The 16,710-nt window shown below is 53.6% G+C and carries 16 protein-coding genes, 1 tRNA gene and 1 pseudogene; 7 read left to right on the top strand and 11 right to left on the bottom strand.

Annotated elements, in window-relative coordinates; all coding sequences use genetic code 11:
* Positions 1 to 132: 132 nt before the first annotated feature.
* The 11 genes from DBY86_RS01100 to mltG all read right to left on the bottom strand — a co-directional run bounded on the left by DBY86_RS01100 (position 133) and on the right by mltG (position 8,516).
* The gene (locus tag DBY86_RS01100) at positions 133 to 636 is read right to left on the bottom strand and encodes a c-type cytochrome (protein WP_107818584.1); all 504 of its coding nucleotides are present in this window, start codon (positions 634 to 636) and stop codon (positions 133 to 135) included.
* A 494-nt stretch (positions 637 to 1,130) separates the two neighbouring features.
* Positions 1,131 to 1,223 (bottom strand) — tRNA-Ser (locus DBY86_RS01095).
* A gap of 156 nt (positions 1,224 to 1,379) precedes the next feature.
* Positions 1,380 to 1,895, bottom strand: coding sequence for a 3-deoxy-manno-octulosonate cytidylyltransferase (locus DBY86_RS01090; RefSeq protein ID WP_107818583.1), 516 nt, complete (start codon positions 1,893 to 1,895; stop codon positions 1,380 to 1,382).
* Between the two features lie 22 nt (positions 1,896 to 1,917).
* Complete coding sequence (gene kdsB, locus DBY86_RS01085; protein ID WP_107818582.1) at positions 1,918 to 2,679, bottom strand: 3-deoxy-manno-octulosonate cytidylyltransferase; 762 nt, start codon at positions 2,677 to 2,679, stop codon at positions 1,918 to 1,920.
* Positions 2,676 to 2,858 carry a Trm112 family protein gene (locus tag DBY86_RS01080; protein ID WP_002238882.1) on the bottom strand — a complete coding sequence of 61 codons (183 nt, stop codon included), beginning with the start codon at positions 2,856 to 2,858 and terminating at the stop codon, positions 2,676 to 2,678. Before DBY86_RS01080 ends, kdsB begins: the two co-directional genes overlap by 4 nt.
* 221 nt (positions 2,859 to 3,079) lie before the next feature.
* Positions 3,080 to 3,661 (bottom strand): DUF2059 domain-containing protein, encoded by a 582-nt coding sequence (locus DBY86_RS01075; RefSeq protein ID WP_107818581.1) that lies wholly within the window; start codon positions 3,659 to 3,661, stop codon positions 3,080 to 3,082.
* Between the two features lie 194 nt (positions 3,662 to 3,855).
* Entirely contained in the window at positions 3,856 to 4,890 is a 1,035-nt protein-coding gene (gene lpxK, locus DBY86_RS01070) for a tetraacyldisaccharide 4'-kinase (protein WP_107818580.1), read from the bottom strand.
* Positions 4,891 to 4,928: 38 nt separating this feature from the next.
* The gene (locus tag DBY86_RS01065; protein ID WP_199901028.1) at positions 4,929 to 5,273 is read right to left on the bottom strand and encodes a hypothetical protein; all 345 of its coding nucleotides are present in this window, start codon (positions 5,271 to 5,273) and stop codon (positions 4,929 to 4,931) included.
* 16 nt (positions 5,274 to 5,289) lie between these two features.
* Positions 5,290 to 6,618 (bottom strand): malic enzyme-like NAD(P)-binding protein, encoded by a 1,329-nt coding sequence (locus DBY86_RS01060; RefSeq protein ID WP_107818579.1) that lies wholly within the window; start codon positions 6,616 to 6,618, stop codon positions 5,290 to 5,292.
* Between the two features lie 221 nt (positions 6,619 to 6,839).
* A complete protein-coding gene (gene tmk, locus DBY86_RS01055; RefSeq protein WP_107818578.1) occupies positions 6,840 to 7,460 on the bottom strand; it encodes a dTMP kinase in 621 nt (206 codons plus the stop codon).
* A 60-nt stretch (positions 7,461 to 7,520) separates the two neighbouring features.
* Positions 7,521 to 8,516, bottom strand: a complete 996-nt coding sequence (gene mltG, locus DBY86_RS01050; protein ID WP_107818577.1) for an endolytic transglycosylase MltG — start codon at positions 8,514 to 8,516, stop codon at positions 7,521 to 7,523.
* Positions 8,517 to 8,599: 83 nt separating this feature from the next.
* Between mltG and ampD the strand changes: the two genes are divergently transcribed.
* The 7 genes and pseudogenes from ampD (at position 8,600) to DBY86_RS01015 (ending at position 16,708) form a co-directional block, all read left to right on the top strand.
* The gene (gene ampD / locus DBY86_RS01045; RefSeq protein WP_107818576.1) at positions 8,600 to 9,172 is read left to right on the top strand and encodes a 1,6-anhydro-N-acetylmuramyl-L-alanine amidase AmpD; all 573 of its coding nucleotides are present in this window, start codon (positions 8,600 to 8,602) and stop codon (positions 9,170 to 9,172) included.
* Between the two features lie 194 nt (positions 9,173 to 9,366).
* Complete coding sequence (locus DBY86_RS01040; protein WP_107818575.1) at positions 9,367 to 10,653, top strand: cell division protein ZipA C-terminal FtsZ-binding domain-containing protein; 1,287 nt, start codon at positions 9,367 to 9,369, stop codon at positions 10,651 to 10,653.
* 133 nt (positions 10,654 to 10,786) lie between these two features.
* Entirely contained in the window at positions 10,787 to 13,261 is a 2,475-nt protein-coding gene (gene ligA / locus DBY86_RS01035; protein WP_107818847.1) for an NAD-dependent DNA ligase LigA, read from the top strand.
* Between the two features lie 56 nt (positions 13,262 to 13,317).
* Positions 13,318 to 14,493 carry a radical SAM family heme chaperone HemW gene (gene hemW / locus DBY86_RS01030; RefSeq protein WP_025457385.1) on the top strand — a complete coding sequence of 392 codons (1,176 nt, stop codon included), beginning with the start codon at positions 13,318 to 13,320 and terminating at the stop codon, positions 14,491 to 14,493.
* Positions 14,494 to 14,678: 185 nt separating this feature from the next.
* Positions 14,679 to 15,258, top strand: a pseudogene (locus DBY86_RS01025) (opacity family porin).
* A 148-nt stretch (positions 15,259 to 15,406) separates the two neighbouring features.
* Positions 15,407 to 15,796, top strand: a complete 390-nt coding sequence (locus tag DBY86_RS01020) for a RidA family protein (protein WP_107818574.1) — start codon at positions 15,407 to 15,409, stop codon at positions 15,794 to 15,796.
* A gap of 81 nt (positions 15,797 to 15,877) precedes the next feature.
* Entirely contained in the window at positions 15,878 to 16,708 is an 831-nt protein-coding gene (locus tag DBY86_RS01015) for a symmetrical bis(5'-nucleosyl)-tetraphosphatase (protein WP_107818573.1), read from the top strand.
* The last annotated feature ends 2 nt before the right edge of the window (positions 16,709 to 16,710 follow it).

Here is a 16,710-nt window from a genome sequence, read left to right as displayed (position 1 = left end):
GCATATAGACTGCCGCACCCTTAAATAACTCAGTTTGGAATAAAAAAACCGGATTCCATATATTGCATGGAATCCGGTTTCATCAAATATCCGGACAGGCTTGATTACACTATCGTGAATATTATAAACAATTCAGAATGTTGCACCGGACTGATTGGCCATGTAATCGACTGCGGTCTTCACTTCATCATCACTCAAACCGGCATTGCCGCCCTTGGCAGGCATCGCATTAAAACCTTCGATTGCATGTTTGTGTAAGGTTTCCTTGCCTTTTGCGATACGTGGTGCCCAATCGTCTTTTTTACCCACTGCAGGTGCCCCGGGAATGGTGCCGCCATGACACATTTTACAGCTGGCTTCAAATACTTTCTGACCATCGACAGCAACGGAAGCTTCTGCTTTTGCTTCCGGTTTAGCTTCCGCCGCAGGTGCCTCCACCTTCTCCTCAGGTTTGGCTTCGGCTGAAGCCGCTTCTGCAGACGGAGCAGCCTCCTGTGCGGCCGTCTGAACCGAAGATGCCTCGGCCTGAACTTCAGAAGCAACGGCTGGAGCCGCCTCTTGCGCCTCTTGTTTGCTTTCTTGCGAACAAGCTGCCAAACCTGCCGCCATCATTAAAGTAATCAGTAGTTTGTTCATATTGTGTCTTTCTAGAGTTTTATCTTTAGATTACCGCTTTATCCAAACGGTTGGGGAATTCTAACATATGACTCCAATAATCTAGTTCTTTATAATTAGAGTTTTTAGCATAAGTCATATTTGGTGCAAAAAATATGGCTGATAACCATAATCAAACACTTTCACAAAATATATCTCATTGTTTTATAATTACAATCCATATATCTAAATACTTTAAACAAAGTTATCCCATCTGAAATTTATCAAGCCCGTCTTTCAACTTTGCATTTTTAACCCAATCCGCCGTATTAGGAATAATAACTTTAATCATTATGGTAAGTTGCCATTCAAAATTACCACACATTATCATAATGACTTATTGATAAAAGTTTTTATAGGCTTATATTTATGGCGTAAATTACACAAAATAAAATGAATATAATTCAATGATTCTTAATGTATGTTCAGTTTTTACGCAAAAAAATAACGCCCCGTTTCGGGGCGTTTGTATTCTGTGGCGGAGTAAGAGGGATTCGAACCCTCGATGCAGGTTGACCCCACATGCTTCCTTAGCAGGGAAGTGCCTTCAGCCTCTCAGCCATTACTCCTAAGGAAGCCGTAACTATAATCAACTTTTCCGATACCGTCAAGGAGAAACAGAAAACAAATATTAATCTTTTGAAATAAAATAAGATTTACCCTGATTATACCCAATCAGGCACTTCTTTTCTTCCTGAATGGAAATATTCCTGACCGCCACGTCCTCAAGCAAAATGCTTTTGGGCATCTTGCTTAGCTTCCTGAAACCACGCGTCTTCAGGAAAACGTGCAAGTGCGGCATCCAATGTTGACAGCAGGTTTTGCGACAGGGCTTTGGTCAGGTATTCCTCCTCGTTGGCTTCTGCCGCTTTATCGGGCTGTTGTGCCAAACCGTCGGCACGGGCTTTGTGTCCGTGTGCCAAATAGTTGAGGGCGGTAATTTTTTGCGCCCAAAGCTGCGGTATGTCGTGATTGTCCTCAATCATCACCGATAGGATGGATACGGCGGTCGCCAGCCTGCCGCCGTTCATTCTGAGGTCGAGGGAACGGTTGGGCGGCAGGGTGCTGAGTGTTTCTGCCATTCTGAACCAAAACTCACCGCTGGCTTCATCAGGTGCATTCAATTTGAGCATTTCATAGTGAACCTCCTGATCGTCGTTTTGCACGAGACCCCATACTTCGGCAAGGATTTTCTGTTCTTCCCGGCTCAAGTGTTGCCACTTTTCAATATGTTGCTGCATATCTTTTCCCTTTGAACCTGTTTTATACGGTCTGAAATACGGCGCGGACCCTGTCCAAATCTTCCTGCGTGTCCACACCGGCAGCGGGGGCTTCTTTGGCGGTTTCGACGGCAATCGGGTAGCCGTGCCACAGGACGCGCAGTTGTTCCAGCGATTCGACGGTTTCCAGCGGCGAGACGCTCATTTCGGCATAGCGTTGCAGGAAGCCGGCACGGTAGGCGTAAATGCCGATATGGCGCAGGACGGCGGTTTCAGACGGCATTTCGCGTTTTCCGGCACGCATTGCATCGCGCGGATAGGGAATCGGGGCGCGGCTGAAGTAGATGGCGTTGCGGTTTTTGTCGAGGACGACTTTGACGGCGTTGGGATTCATCAATTCGTCGAAATCGTGCAATTCGTGCGCGGCGGTCGCCATTTGGACGTTGTTTTCCACTAAAACTTCGGCGGTGCGGTCGATGAGTTCGGGGGCAATCAGCGGCTCGTCGCCCTGTACGTTGACAACGACCAGATGTTGCGGCAGCTTCAGCGCGGCGGCGGCTTCGGCAAGGCGCGTCGTGCCGCTTTCGTGCCGGTTTGAAGTCATGACGACTTCGATACCGTGCGCCTGACAGGCCGTCTGAATGTCGGGATGATCGGTGGCAACGACGACGCGCGCGGCTTTGCTTTTTGCCGCCTGTTCGGCAACGCGCACGACCATCGGTTTGCCATGGATGTCCGCCAAGGCTTTTCCGGGTAGGCGCGATGAATCCAGCCGCGCCGGAATCAATACGACGAATTCGGTCATGCTTTGAGTTCCTCTTCGCTCAACGGACGCGCTTCGTTTTCCAGCATATAGGGAATGCCGTCTTTAATTGGATACGCCAGCTTCGCCTGACGGCTCCACAATTCCTGTTTGTCCTGATGATATTCCAGCCTGCCTTTGGTAACGGGACAGACGAGGATGTCTAAGAATTTTTTTTCCATAGGGTCTCTTTCGAGTTTATAGTGGATTAACAAAAATCAGGACAAGGCGACGAAGCCGCAGACAGTACAAATAGTACGGAACCGATTCACTTGGTGCTTCAGCACCTTAGAGAATCGTTCTCTTTGAGCTAAGACGAGGCAACGCCGTACTGGTTTTTGTTAATCCACTATAATAGTTTAATCAATCGGATGCCCTCTGCAACATTTCAGACGGCTATCATTTATTTCTGATGCCTTTTCCCAAGCTGTCCGGCCTGCTTGCAGCCTGCATCGGGATTTTTACCGCCGCAGATGATGCGCCGCAACTCTTCCGTAAACTCGGGCAGATGATGTCGCGCGATTTTCCCTGACAATGCAGTCCAAGATACTGCTATTTCACTCATCGATTTCTTGATTAAGCGCGGATTTTTGGCAACGACGGACTGACCGACAGGCGAACCGTAAAAGGCAATCATGCCGTCAATTTCTTCTTGCGTGTATATCTCACGGGCATTCTTCAATAAAGTATTGCGGACAGCCTGTTTCACTTCGGGCGTGATCAAATCTTTCAAAACATTCTCACGATAGTGGTTAAAGGCTTTTGCCGCCTGATCTTTTTTCTCTTCCGGCATTTCGGCAAGGGCTTTGTCCGCATACGGTTTAAATCCGGCATTAAAGCCCTCAATCATATTTTTTTCTATATCCCGGTCAAAATTCTGCGTATCCAGCCAACGCTCCAACGACGCGTCGCTGGGCGGGGCGGCAAATGCGCCGGCGCACAATGCCAGCGCGGCGAAGGGCAATAACAAGGTTTTCAGCTTCATATCCGCTCCTTTGGCGAATGATTAATACAGATAAAAAATACAACCGGCTTCCGTCATTCCTGCTCAGGTGGAAATCCAGGGATTTGGGATTTCTGAAGCCTCCTAGTCATTCCTGAAAATTCGAGACTTAGATTCCCGCCTGCGCGGGAATGACGGCGTGAGGCGTTTTTAATAATTTCGCCCAAACCGTGCTTTCAGACGGCCTTTAGCACTCCTTCCAGCCGCTCAAACACAAACGCCGCCAAATCAGGTTCGATTATCGCACAAACCGGCAGCACCCAAACATTATCGGCGCAAATGCCGTCTGAAAACTTGACCGCATCTTTCTCCGTAATAATTACCGCGTCCGCATCGGGCAAATCTGCCGCCGAAATATCAGCGTGGTCGGGCAGCGCGACGGTTTGCTTCAAGATAATGCCCATATTCCGCAACGAATCGAAAAACCGCGCCGGCTTGGCGATACCGGCGACTGCCGCAACGGTTTGATTTCCCAAACCTGCCCAATCCAATTTTTCGGACGGCCGGTTCAAACGGTAAATTTGCCCCGTTTCGATACGGCTGTGAAACATATTTTCAGACGGCGCAAACGGCGCATCCGCCTTGCCGCCGCTGACGACGACCGCATCCACCGAGTCCAGCCGCGACAAAGGTTCGCGCAAATTGCCGTTGGGCAGCAAGTCCAAATCCGTACGCCCCGTATCCGCCGCCGGAAACACCGCGATTTCCACATCCCGCCGCAGGGCGTAATGCTGCAAACCGTCGTCCGCCACAATCAGCCCGATGTCGGGATGCGCCGCCAGCAATGCCCTGCCTGCCTCTGCACGGCTGCTGCCCACCGCCGTCGGCGCACCGGTTTTGCGGAACAGCAACAAAGGCTCATCGCCCGCATCTTCCGCACGGCTCTCGGCATTCAATACATGAACCGCCTTACCCTTGCGCCCGTAGCCTCGGCTGATGATGCCGACCTTGACGCCCTTTTCCTGCAAACCCGACACCAGCGCGGCAACAATCGGCGTTTTCCCCGTCCCACCCGCGTGAATATTGCCGACCACGACCACAGGCACGGACAGCTTTTCGCTTTGCCGTTTTCCCGATAAAAAATCCGTCCGCCGTTTTGCCGCAATTTTGGCAAACAGCCCGGAGAGCGGCTTAAGCAGAAAAGACAAAACCGGATAAGGTTTTTGCCAATGCCGTTCGATAAGGGTATGAAATTTGAAACAATTCGGCATATTCGATACAAATCTTCGAAGCAGAATCAGCCGGTGCATTAATAATGCGTACCCGATGCAGACCCACCTATAAGCAATATGAAAATCAAACCGATAAGCGAACCAATCAGGTAAATAAGCAACAGCGCTTTACAGAAATTGGCACGGTTGGGGTTGCCTCTGCCGAACGCCCAAACAAAAAGCATAATGATGTTGACCAAAGGAATCATGAAAACAATCATCGTCAACATCCATTGTCCTGTCGTCATGACGGGGGCGTTGTCGTTTTGGATTTCAGGCGTGTTGTTGATGTTGTAACGGACGGATTCCATATTTTTCCTTTTTGGGACAGGTTTCAAATCGTCGGACAACAAAATACCGCCTGAAAACAGTTCAGACGGCATTTTTACACTCAGCGTATTACAGCTTCCATTCGCCCAGCTTGGCGGCGTAGGCTTCCAAGTCGGCAATCGGACGGGTTGCCACGCCGCTTGCCATCGCTGCTTTGGCGGCAGCCGCAGCGACGCGAGGCAGCAGGCGGGAATCGAACGGGGTCGGAATCAGGTATTCCGCGCCGAATTCAAATTTCTTACCGTAAGCGGCAACCACTTCTTCGGTTACTTCTTCCATCGCCAAATCTGCCAAAGCATACACGCAGGCGCGTTTCATTTCTTCGTTGATGGTGGTCGCGCCGACATCCAACGCGCCCCGGAAGATGAACGGGAAGCACAATACGTTGTTCACTTGATTCGGGAAGTCGGAGCGGCCGGTGCCGATAACCACGTCCGGACGGGTTTCTTTTGCCAGCGGCGGCAGGATTTCCGGATTCGGGTTGGCCATAGCGAACACGATGGGTTTTTCGTTCATCGTGTTCAACATTTCGGGAGTCAACAGGTTCGCGCCGGACAGACCCAAGAAGATGTCTTTGTCTTTGACGGCATCGGCAAGTACGCGCTGGCCGTTGTCTTCAATGGCGTAGAATTTTTTGGATTCGTCCATGCGGTCTTTGTCTTCGCGGGTTTGGTAAATCACGCCTTTGGAGTCGCAAACGGTTACGTTTTCGCGGGTTTGGTAAATCACGCCTTTGGAGTCGCAAACGGTTACGTTTTCGCGTTTCAAGCCCAAATCCAGCAGTTGGTTCAGACAGGCAATCGCTGCCGCGCCCGCACCGGAACATACCAAGGTCGCTTCTTCGATTTTGCGGCCGGTAAAACGCAGGGCGTTCAATACGGCGGCGGCGGTAATGATGGCCGTGCCGTGCTGGTCGTCGTGGAACACGGGGATTTTGCAGCGTTTGCGCAATTCGCGTTCGATGTAGAAACACTCGGGTGCTTTGATGTCTTCGAGGTTGATGCCGCCGAAAGTCGGCTCTAAAGCGGCGATGATGTCCACCAGTTTTTGCGGGTCTTTTTCATCGATTTCGATGTCGAACACATCCACGCCGGCGAATTTTTTGAACAATACGCCTTTGCCTTCCATCACGGGTTTGCCCGCCAGCGCGCCGATATCGCCCAAGCCCAAAACGGCCGTACCGTTGGAAATGACGGCGACCAAGTTGCCTTTGGCGGTGTATTTGTAGGCATTTTGCGGATCGGCATGGATTTCCATACAGGGGGCGGCTACGCCCGGAGAGTACGCCAACGCCAAATCTTTGTCGGTCGCCAGAGATTTGGTCGGGGTAACGGAAATTTTGCCCGGAACGGGTAATTCGTGGAACTTGAGGGCGGCTTCTTTCAATGAGTTTTCCATGTGTCAATCCTGTTGCGAGAAAAAGATTTGAATCGGACTGTCCGAAACACTTTCGAGACATCGGGTTACGGGCGGTTCGTTAATATTGCCGGCGCATCCTGCCTTGTAACCGAGCGTAATTCTATCATGCCGAAAGTTTGGCGCATACCGCCATTTTTACCTGCGGCACTGCCGTTTGATTTTCGGCGCGGGTGGATGCGCTTGTTTCAATATTTGCCGCATCAACAGCCGAAATGTCTGTCCAACACTTTTTCTATGCTGTTTCTGACTTCATCCAAGCTGCGGTTACTGTCGATAATGGCGTACCGTTCGGGACAGGCGGCGGCTCGGTCGAGATAAACGCTGCGCACACGCATAAAGAAATCCGCCTGCTCCTGCTCGAAACGGTCTTTCTCGCGCGTCTGCCCGATACGCGCCATCGACACTTCCAGCGGCACATCCAACAGCAGGGTCAAATCGGGGCGCAAACCGCCCTGCACCCAATGTTCCAAAATTTCAATGTCTTCAGACGGCATCCCCCGCCCGCCGCCCTGATAGGCGAAGGTCGCATCGGTAAAACGGTCGGACACGACATGGATGCCGTCTGAAAGCGCGGGCAATATCACGTCTTCAATATGCTGCATTCTGGCGGCGAACATCATCAGTGTTTCCGCACGCAAACCGGCCTTGGTCGCCGGATTGAGCAGTATTTCACGCAACGCCTCACCCAGCACCGTGCCGCCCGGTTCGCGCGTGAACAGCACGGGCAGCCCCCTCCGTTCAAACCATGCTTTGATGACGGCAAGGTTGGTGGATTTTCCGGCACCGTCTATGCCGTCCAAAGTGATGAATTGCGGTTTCATGCTTGCAGTTCCGGTAAGGGTATGCCGTCTGAAACAAATTCAGCGTTCAGACGGCATGGTTTATTTTTTCAAAATATATTTGCGGACGGCGGCGTTGTGTTCGGTCAAATCATGGCTGAACTGGCTCAAGCCCGTGCCGTCCATTTTGGAAACAAAATAAAGGTATTTTTCGCCGGACGGATGGGCGGCGGCATCGAGTGCCGCCTTGCCGGGCAGCGCAATCGGGGTCGGCGGCAGACCGCCGCGCGTATAGGTGTTGTACGGCGTGTCGCGGCGCAGGTCGGCTTTACGGATTTTGCCCTTGTATGCCGCACCCATGCCGTAAATCACGGACGGGTCGGTTTGCAGGCGCATACCGATTTTCAGGCGGTTGACGAAGACGGAAGCGACATGGTCGCGGTCGGCTTCATGCCCTGTTTCCTTTTCGATCAGGCTCGCCATAATCAGCATTTCATAAGGGTTTTTATAAGGCAGCCCGTCCTGCCTGCCTGCCCATGCCTCGTTCAGACGGCGTTGCATCGCCTTGTAGGCGGTTTGATAAATCTGCAAATCGCTGCCGCCCGCATCGATTTCGTAGCTGTCGGGAAAAAACTGCCCTTCAGGATTGCCGCTGAAGGCATCGGGCGCAACTTCCGCCATCAGTTTTTCATTGCTCCAGCCTTTGGTGTCGTGTCCGATATCGGACGTTGCGTCGATGACTTTCCTCATATGCGAAAAACGCGAACCTTCGATAATCTGTACGGTAACCAAATCCGGTCTGCCGCCGCGCATTTTCTGCAAAATATCCCAAGCAGACACTTCGGACGACAGCCTGTACGTCCCCGTGTGCAGCCTGTTGTGCACACCCAAAACGTAGGCCGCCGCCGTCAATACGTGCCTGCTGAACACGATGCGGTCTTCGGCAAGTTTCCTGCCGACTGACGAAATACCCTGGTTTTTGGCAATCTTGATTCGGTATGCCCTGCCGTTGTCTTTAGGGACAAAAAGCAGCGCGGCGAAAACGGCTGCCGCCGCGATTAAAAAAACGGCAGACCATTTCAACAATTTTTTCAACATGGTAGGATTCCCAGCATTCGGAATACGTCTTAAAATTCGGGCGACAGTATAACCCAAATTGCCCGCCGGACAGGAAGAACATCATGGACAATCACGCCGAAGCACACTGGCAAAACGGCTGGCTTCAAAGCATACGCCATACCCCGTCGCCCAATTTCAGCCCGAGGGAAACGGGGGAAACGGTTTCCTTAATCGTGCTGCACAACATTTCGCTGCCGCCGTTCGAATACGGCACGGATGCGGTGGAAAAGCTGTTTGCCAACCGGCTCGACCCCGACGGGCATCCGTTCTTCAGCCTGATACACACTTTGCGCGTATCCAGCCATTTCTTAATCAAACGCGGCGGCGAAACGGTGCAGTTCGTATCATGCAGCGACATGGCGTACCACGCGGGCGTATCCTCGTTTCGTGGACGGGAAAAATGCAACGCGTTTTCCATCGGCATCGAATTGGAAGGCTGCGATTTCGAACCGTTTGCCGAAGCGCAATACCGTTCGCTCGAAGCCTTGTTGGACGCAATCTGCCGCCGCTACCCCATCACGGCGGTAACGGGACACCAAGACATCGCACCCGGCCGCAAAACCGACCCCGGCCATTTTTTCGACTGGCGGCGGATACGTGAGAAAGGGTTTCCCGTGGACAGAAATGCCGTCTGAAAACCACAGATTTCAGACGGCATTTCGGAAAATTTCCGCTTATTTCGACACACTGCTGTCAGATACTTCGATTTTCGTTATAATTCAAACATTATGACAGACCGTTCAGGCACAATGCCGAAAACGCAAGTCCGATTTAACCGCAGTGCCGCACTTTGCGTATCCTGCATCCCAAAATTTAACAAGTGATTGCCATGATTTACATCGTACTGTTCCTCGCCGCCGTCCTCGCCGTTGTCGCCTACAATATGTATCAGGAAAACCAATACCGCAAAAAAGTGCGCGACCAGTTCGGGCACTCCGACAAAGATGCCCTGCTCAACAGCAAAACCAGCCATGTCCGCGACGGCAAACCGTCCGGCGGGCCGGTCATGATGCCGAAACCCCAACCGGCGGTCAAAAAAACGGCCAAACCCCAAGACCCCGCCATGCGCAACCTGCAAGAACAGGATGCCGTCTACATTGCCAAGCAGAAACAGGCAAAAGCCTCCCCGTTCAAAACCGAAATCGAAACCGCCTTGGAAGAAAGCGGCATTATCGGCAACTCCGCCCACACCGTTTCCGAACCCCAAACCGGACATTCCGCACCGAAACCTGCCGACGCGTCGGCAAAACCCGTTCCCGTTCCGCAAACGCCGGCAAAACCGCTGATTACGCTCAAAGAGCTGTCGAAGGTCGAGCTGCCCTGGTTTGACGTGCGCTTCGATTTCATCTCCTATATCGCGCTGACCGAAGCCAAAGAACTGCACGCACTGCCGCGCCTTTCCAACCGCTGCCGCTACCAGATTGTCGGCTGCACCATGGACGACCATTTCCAGATTGCCGAACCCATCCCGGGCATCCGCTATCAGGCATTTATCGTGGGTATTCAGGCAGTCAGCCGCAACGGACTTGCCTCGCAGGAAGAACTCTCCGCATTCAACCGCCAGGTGGACGCATTCGCACAAAGCATGGGCGGTCAGACGCTGCACACCGACCTTGCCGCCTTTATCGAAGTGGCTTCCGCACTGGATGCATTCTGCGCGCGCGTCGACCAGACCATCGCCATCCATTTGGTTTCCCCGACCAGCATCAGCGGCGTAGAACTGCGTTCCGCCGTAACGGGCGTGGGTTTCGTCTTGGAAGACGACGGCGCGTTCCACTATACCGACACGTCGGGTTCGACCATGTTCTCCATCTGCTCGCTCAACAACGAGCCGTTTACCAATGCCCTTTTGGACAACCAGTCCTACAAAGGCTTCAGTATGCTGCTCGACATCCCGCACTCTCTGGCAGGCGAAAAAACCTTCGACGATTTGTTTATGGATTTGGCGGTACGCCTGTCCGGCCAGTTGAACCTGAATCTGGTCAACGACAAAATGGAAGAAGTTTCGACCCAATGGCTCAAAGACGTACGCACTTATGTATTGGCGCGTCAGTCCGAGATGCTCAAAGTCGGTATCGAACCGGGCGGCAAAACCGCATTGCGCCTGTTCTCATAAATCCGAAACCTCAAAGGCGGATGCATCGGCAACGGTGTATCCGCCTTTTGTTTTCAGGTAAAATCTGACCGTTTCCAACCTGTTTCCCGTTCAGACGGCATCTTTAAAAATGCCGTCTGAAAACCTATCCGCCATGAATCCGACCGCACAACACATCTGCCGCCTCACCGACCTCCTCAACCGCTACGCCTACGAATACTATACCCTCGATGCACCCAGCGTACCCGATGCCGAATACGACAAATTGTTCCGCGAACTCGAAGCCCTCGAGCTGAACCATCCCGAACTCAAACTGCCCGACAGTCCGACCCAGCGTGTCGGCGGCGAGCCTTTGGCGGGATTTGCCGAAGTGCGCCACGAAGTGCCGATGCTGTCGCTGACCAACGCCTTCTCCCCGCAAGATGAAAACGGCGTGTTCGACCATGCCGAAATGTACGCTTTCGACCAACGCGTGCGCGACGGCTTGGACGGCGGCAATCCCGAATACGTTATCGAACCCAAATTCGACGGCCTCGCCATCAGCCTGCTCTACCGCGACGGCGTATTGGTGCAGGCGGCAACGCGCGGCGACGGCACGACGGGCGAAGACGTTACCCAAAACGTCAAAACCGTCGCCAATATCCCCCTGCGGCTGCACGGCGAAAATACGCCCGAACTCATCGAAGTACGCGGCGAAGTGCTAATGCTCAAAGCCGATTTCGCCGCGCTCAATAAACGCCAAGCCAAAAACGGGCAAAAACCTTTCGCCAATCCGCGCAATGCCGCCGCCGGCAGCCTGCGCCAACTCGATTCGCGCATCACTGCGCAACGCAAACTGCACTTTTTCCCCTATTCGATTGCCCGCCAGCAAGGCGGTTTCGTCGCGGAAGAACACATCCAAGAACTCGCCTATTTCCAAGCACTCGGCTTCAGTCTGCCCAATGGCAATTTCGGCTGTTTCAAAAATATCGGCGAAGTATTGGCGTTTTACGAACAAATGCAGCAAAAACGCCCCAAACTGCCCTACGAAATCGACGGCATGGTCGTCAAAGTCAACAGCTTGGCGCAACAGCGCGAACTCGGCTTCATCTCCCGCGCGCCGCGTTGGGCGGTTGCCCACAAATTCCCTGCCGAAGAAGCCCTGACCATTGTCGAAGCGATTGACGTACAAATCGGGCGCACCGGCGCCGTTACCCCCGTCGCCCGCCTGCAACCCGTATTCGTCGGCGGCGTAACCGTTACCAACGCCACCCTGCACAATCAGGACGAAGTGTCCCGAAAAGACGTGCGCATCGGCGATACCGTCGTCGTGCGCCGCGCCGGAGACGTGATTCCCGAGGTCGTGCGCGTGATTTTCGAACGCCGCCCGATGCAGGAAACCGCCGTTTCCAACGTTTCAGACGGCCTCAAATACCAACAAGACGACCTCTTTGCCGAAACACCGTCCGCCAACCTAACCCAAACCGTTCCGCTCCACAAGCCCTACCGCCTGCCGACCCACTGCCCCATCTGCCGCAGCGAAATCGAACGCGAAGAAGGCGAAGCCGTCGCCCGATGCAGCGGCGGTATGCTTTGTCAGGCACAACGCGCGCAAGGTTTAATCCATTTCGCCTCGCGCAAAGCGATGGACATCGACGGCTTGGGTGAAAAACAAATCGAACAGCTTGTCGCCCAAGACCTCGTCCGCCACTTCGCCGACCTCTACCGCCTCGATATTCCGACCCTGCAAAAAATGAAGGAAGCGGCGGATAAAGCGTCGTCTGAAAACGAAAACGGCGACGCAGAAACGGTTTCTGGCGACCTGTCTGAATCCAACACCCAAACCGGCAAAAAACAACCGACCAAGTGGGCAGAAAACATCCTCGCAGGCATAGAATCCGGCAAAACACCCGAACTCGCGCGCTTCCTGTTCGCGCTCGGCATCCGCCACGTCGGCGAACGCACCGCCAAAACGCTGGCGCAGGCATTCGGCACATTGGAACACGTCCGCCGCGCCCCCGAACCCGTCCTCGCCTGCCTGCCCGACATCGGCACGGTAGTGGCGCATTCCATTGCCCACTTCTTCGCCCAAGCCGAACAGCAGGCGATGATAGACGAGCTGCTCGCCGCAGGTGTTGCCCCGCAAGCCCAAGCCGTCAGCCTGCCTGCCGCACAATATGCCGAACCGCAACGCTGGATCGCCCGCCTGCCCGGTTTCAAAATCAGCGAAAACAAAGCCCAAGCCTTATGGGAACTTGCCGGTCAAAGTATAGAAGGGCTGCAAACCGACAAAGCCCTCCCTGCCGACTGGCAGGCGTGGCGCAGCGAAGCACAAAACGCCGTCCTGCTTGAAAACCTGAAAACCTTCTTCGCGCAAATGCCGTCTGAAGACGAAGCGGCGCAGCGTTCAGACGGCATCAATAAAGCCGTAGCCGGCAAAACCTTTGTATTAACCGGCACCCTGCCCACCCTCAAACGCGACCAAGCCCAAGCCCTAATCGAAGCCGCAGGCGGCAAAGTTTCCGGCAGCGTGTCCAAAAAAACCGATTACGTTGTCGCCGGAGAAGCTGCGGGCAGCAAGCTGGAAAAAGCCAATGCCTTGGGCGTTTCCGTCCTCAGCGAAGCCGAACTGCTTACCCTGCTCGGCTGAACCTATGCCGTCTGAACCGCCTTCAGACGGCATTGCCCACTTTTCCGAACCACACCATGCACACCATTTCCTTTCCAAACCGCACCCGACTCACCGCCCTGCCGCCCCTGTCGCTCTACATCCATATCCCGTGGTGCATCAAAAAATGCCCGTATTGCGACTTCAATTCCCACAGCCTGAAAAACGGGCTGCCCGAAGCCGCCTATATCGACGCGCTGCTGACCGACTTACAGCTTGAATTGCCCAATATTTGGGGCAGGCCGGTGGAAACGATATTTTTCGGCGGCGGTACGCCCAGCCTGTTTCAGGCGGAATCGATTGACCGTTTGTTGAGCGGCGTGCGTTCGCTGTTGCGCTTGCAGCCGGAAGCGGAAATTACCTTGGAAGCCAATCCGGGGACATTTGAAATCGAGAAGTTTCAAGGATTTAAAGACGCAGGCATCACGCGGCTTTCTATTGGCGTGCAGAGTTTCAACGACGATATGCTTGCGCGGTTGGGGCGCGTCCACAACGGCAAGGAAGCCTTAACCGCTATCGATACTGCCCTGAAATTATTTGATAAAGTCAATATCGACTTGATGTACGCCCTGCCGAACCAGACTGTTCAGACGGCATCGGACGACGTGCAAACCGCCATCGCCACGGGCGCGACCCACATCAGCGCGTATCATCTGACGATGGAGCCGAACACGCCGTTCGGTCATACGCCGCCGAAAGGTTTGCCGCAAGACGAAGCCGCCCTCGACATCGAAGACGCGGTACACGGCGCATTAGAAAACGGCGGCTTTATCCACTACGAAACATCCGCTTTCGCAAAACCCGCCATGCAGTGCCAACACAATTTAAACTACTGGCAGTTCGGCGATTATTTGGGCATAGGCGCGGGCGCGCACGGCAAAATCTCCTATCCCGACCGCATCGAGCGCACCGTCCGCCGCCGCCATCCCAACGACTATCTCGCCTTCATGCAAAGCCAACCGAGTGAAGCCGTCGAACGCAAAACCGTCGCCGCCGAAGATTTGCCGTTCGAATTCATGATGAACGCCCTGCGCCTGACCGACGGCGTACCCGCCGCGATGTTGCAGGAGCGCACAGGCGTACCCGCCGCCAAAATCATGGCGCAAATCGAAACGGCAAGGCAAAAAGGCTTGCTGGAAACCGACCCGACCGTGTTCCGCCCAACTGAGCAGGGACGGTTGTTTTTAAACGATTTGTTGCAGTGTTTTTTGTAGGATCAGATTTTTTCAGACGACCTTGATACACCAAACCGTAATATCCACACGCTATTGCCTTAAGTCATAGCGGACATTTTTCATGTTGTTTGTTTTATCATAATCAAATACAATTTGATTAGCCGCCTATCATGATTAACCCTCGGCGGCACTACCCCTTACCAATTCCAATCAAGGACACAAACATGAAAAAAGTATTGACTGCACTGATTGCCCTCTCCATCTCAACCGTTGCACTGGCTGATGACAGCCGTGGTTTCTACATTCAAGGCGATGTAGGCCATTCAACCGTAAAAGCCAAAACAGGCGAAGACAGTGGTAAAGTAAAAGGCTTTAGCCCACGCTTGTCCGCAGGCTACGACTTCGGCGACTTCCGCGTAGCCGCCGACTACACCCACTATAAGAATTTTAAATTGCATGAAGAAGATTCTTCGTCATCTTCATGACTATAAAGTGAAATTCCAAAGCGTAGGCGTATCAGCAATTTATGATTTTGACTTAAATTCCCCTGTTAAGCCTTATGTTGGTGCGCGTGTTGGCGTTAACCGTGTTTCTTTTGATGAACATTCCAAAACAGCGACCCTTAGCGAAACTGAAACTTACCGCAAAACCAAAACCGGTGTAGGCGCACTGGCAGGTGTAGGCTATGACATTACAGAAAACGTCACTTTGGATGCCGGCTACCGCTACAACTACTGGGGCAAATTTGACGACGTGAAGGTACACTCTCACGAAGTGTCCGCCGGTGTGCGCGTCAAATTCTAATATACGTGTTATTCCGCAAACCGCCGAGCCTTCGGCGGTTTTTGTTTTCAACATCTATGCCGTCTGAAACTACACAAGCAGACGGTTTTGTACGATAATCCGCAACACCGCGTTTCCCTTTCACACGCATCCGTTTCAGGAGAAAATCATGGCCAAAACCATCATTCACACCGACAAAGCCCCTGCCGCCATCGGCGCATACAGCCAAGCCGTCCGAGCAGGCGACACCGTTTACATGAGCGGTCAAATCCCCCTCGATCCCGCCACCATGACCGTTGTCGGCAACGGAGATTTCCGCGCCGAAGCGCGCCAGGTCTTTAAAAACCTGCAAGCCGTTGCTGAGGCCGCAGGCGGCACGCTGACCGACATCGTCAAACTCAACGCCTACCTGACCGACCTTGCCAACTTTGCCGTTTTCAACGAAGTGATGGCGGAATTTATCGCCGAGCCCTTCCCCGCCCGCGCCGCCGTCGGCGTTGCCTCGCTGCCCAAAGGCGTGCAGGTCGAAGCCGAAGCAGTACTCGTCCTAAACGCATAACCGTCCTTCCCGTTCAGACGGCATAAGATTTCCAACCGTGCCGTCTGAACCGCAACACTTTCCCACTTCACAACACCCGCAATGGCACATTACGCAATCGGCGACATCCAAGGCTGTTTCGACGAACTGACCGCGCTGCTCGATAAAATCGGCTTCAACCACGGCACGGATACCCTCTGGCTGACGGGCGACATCGTCAACCGCGGCCCGAAATCCCTCGAAACGCTGCAATTCTGCATCCGGCACGAAAACAGCGTGCAAATCGTCCTCGGCAACCACGACCTGCACCTGCTCGCCGTCGGCTGCGGCGAAGGCGCACCCAAACGCAGTGACACAATCGAACCCATACTCAAACACCCCGACGGCAGAAAAATGCTCGACTGGCTGCGCGCGCAACCGCTTTTGATACGCGAGGGCAGCCGCGTGATGGTACACGCCGGAATCCTGCCGCAGTGGCGCATCGCCAAAGCCGAATCGCTCGCCGGAGAAGCCGAAGCCGAACTGCGCGGCAAAAAATATGTCAAATTCTTCTCCAAAATGTACGGCAACAAACCGGCCGCGTGGGACGATGGTTTGGAAGGCTATGCCCGCCTGCGCTTCATCGTCAACGCCTTCACGCGGATGCGCGCCCTGACCTTTAAAAACGAACTGGATTTCGACTACAAATCCACAGTGAAAAAAATGCCGCTTTACCTGCGCCCGTGGTTCAAAGCCCCCGACCGGCAAAACCTCGACCACACCATCATCTTCGGACACTGGTCCTCGCTGGGCTACACGAACGCCGACAACGTCATCTCGCTGGACACCGGCGCGCTGTGGGGCGGGCAGCTGACCGCCGTCAACCTCGAAACGGAAGAAATTACCCAAGTCCAAGCCGCCGACGGCATAGACTGGAAAAGCTTCGCAAAATAACG

Source organism: Neisseria bergeri, assembly GCA_003044455.1.
GTDB classification, from domain to species: domain Bacteria; phylum Pseudomonadota; class Gammaproteobacteria; order Burkholderiales; family Neisseriaceae; genus Neisseria; species Neisseria bergeri.
This window is presented reverse-complemented; position numbering and strand designations above follow the sequence as displayed.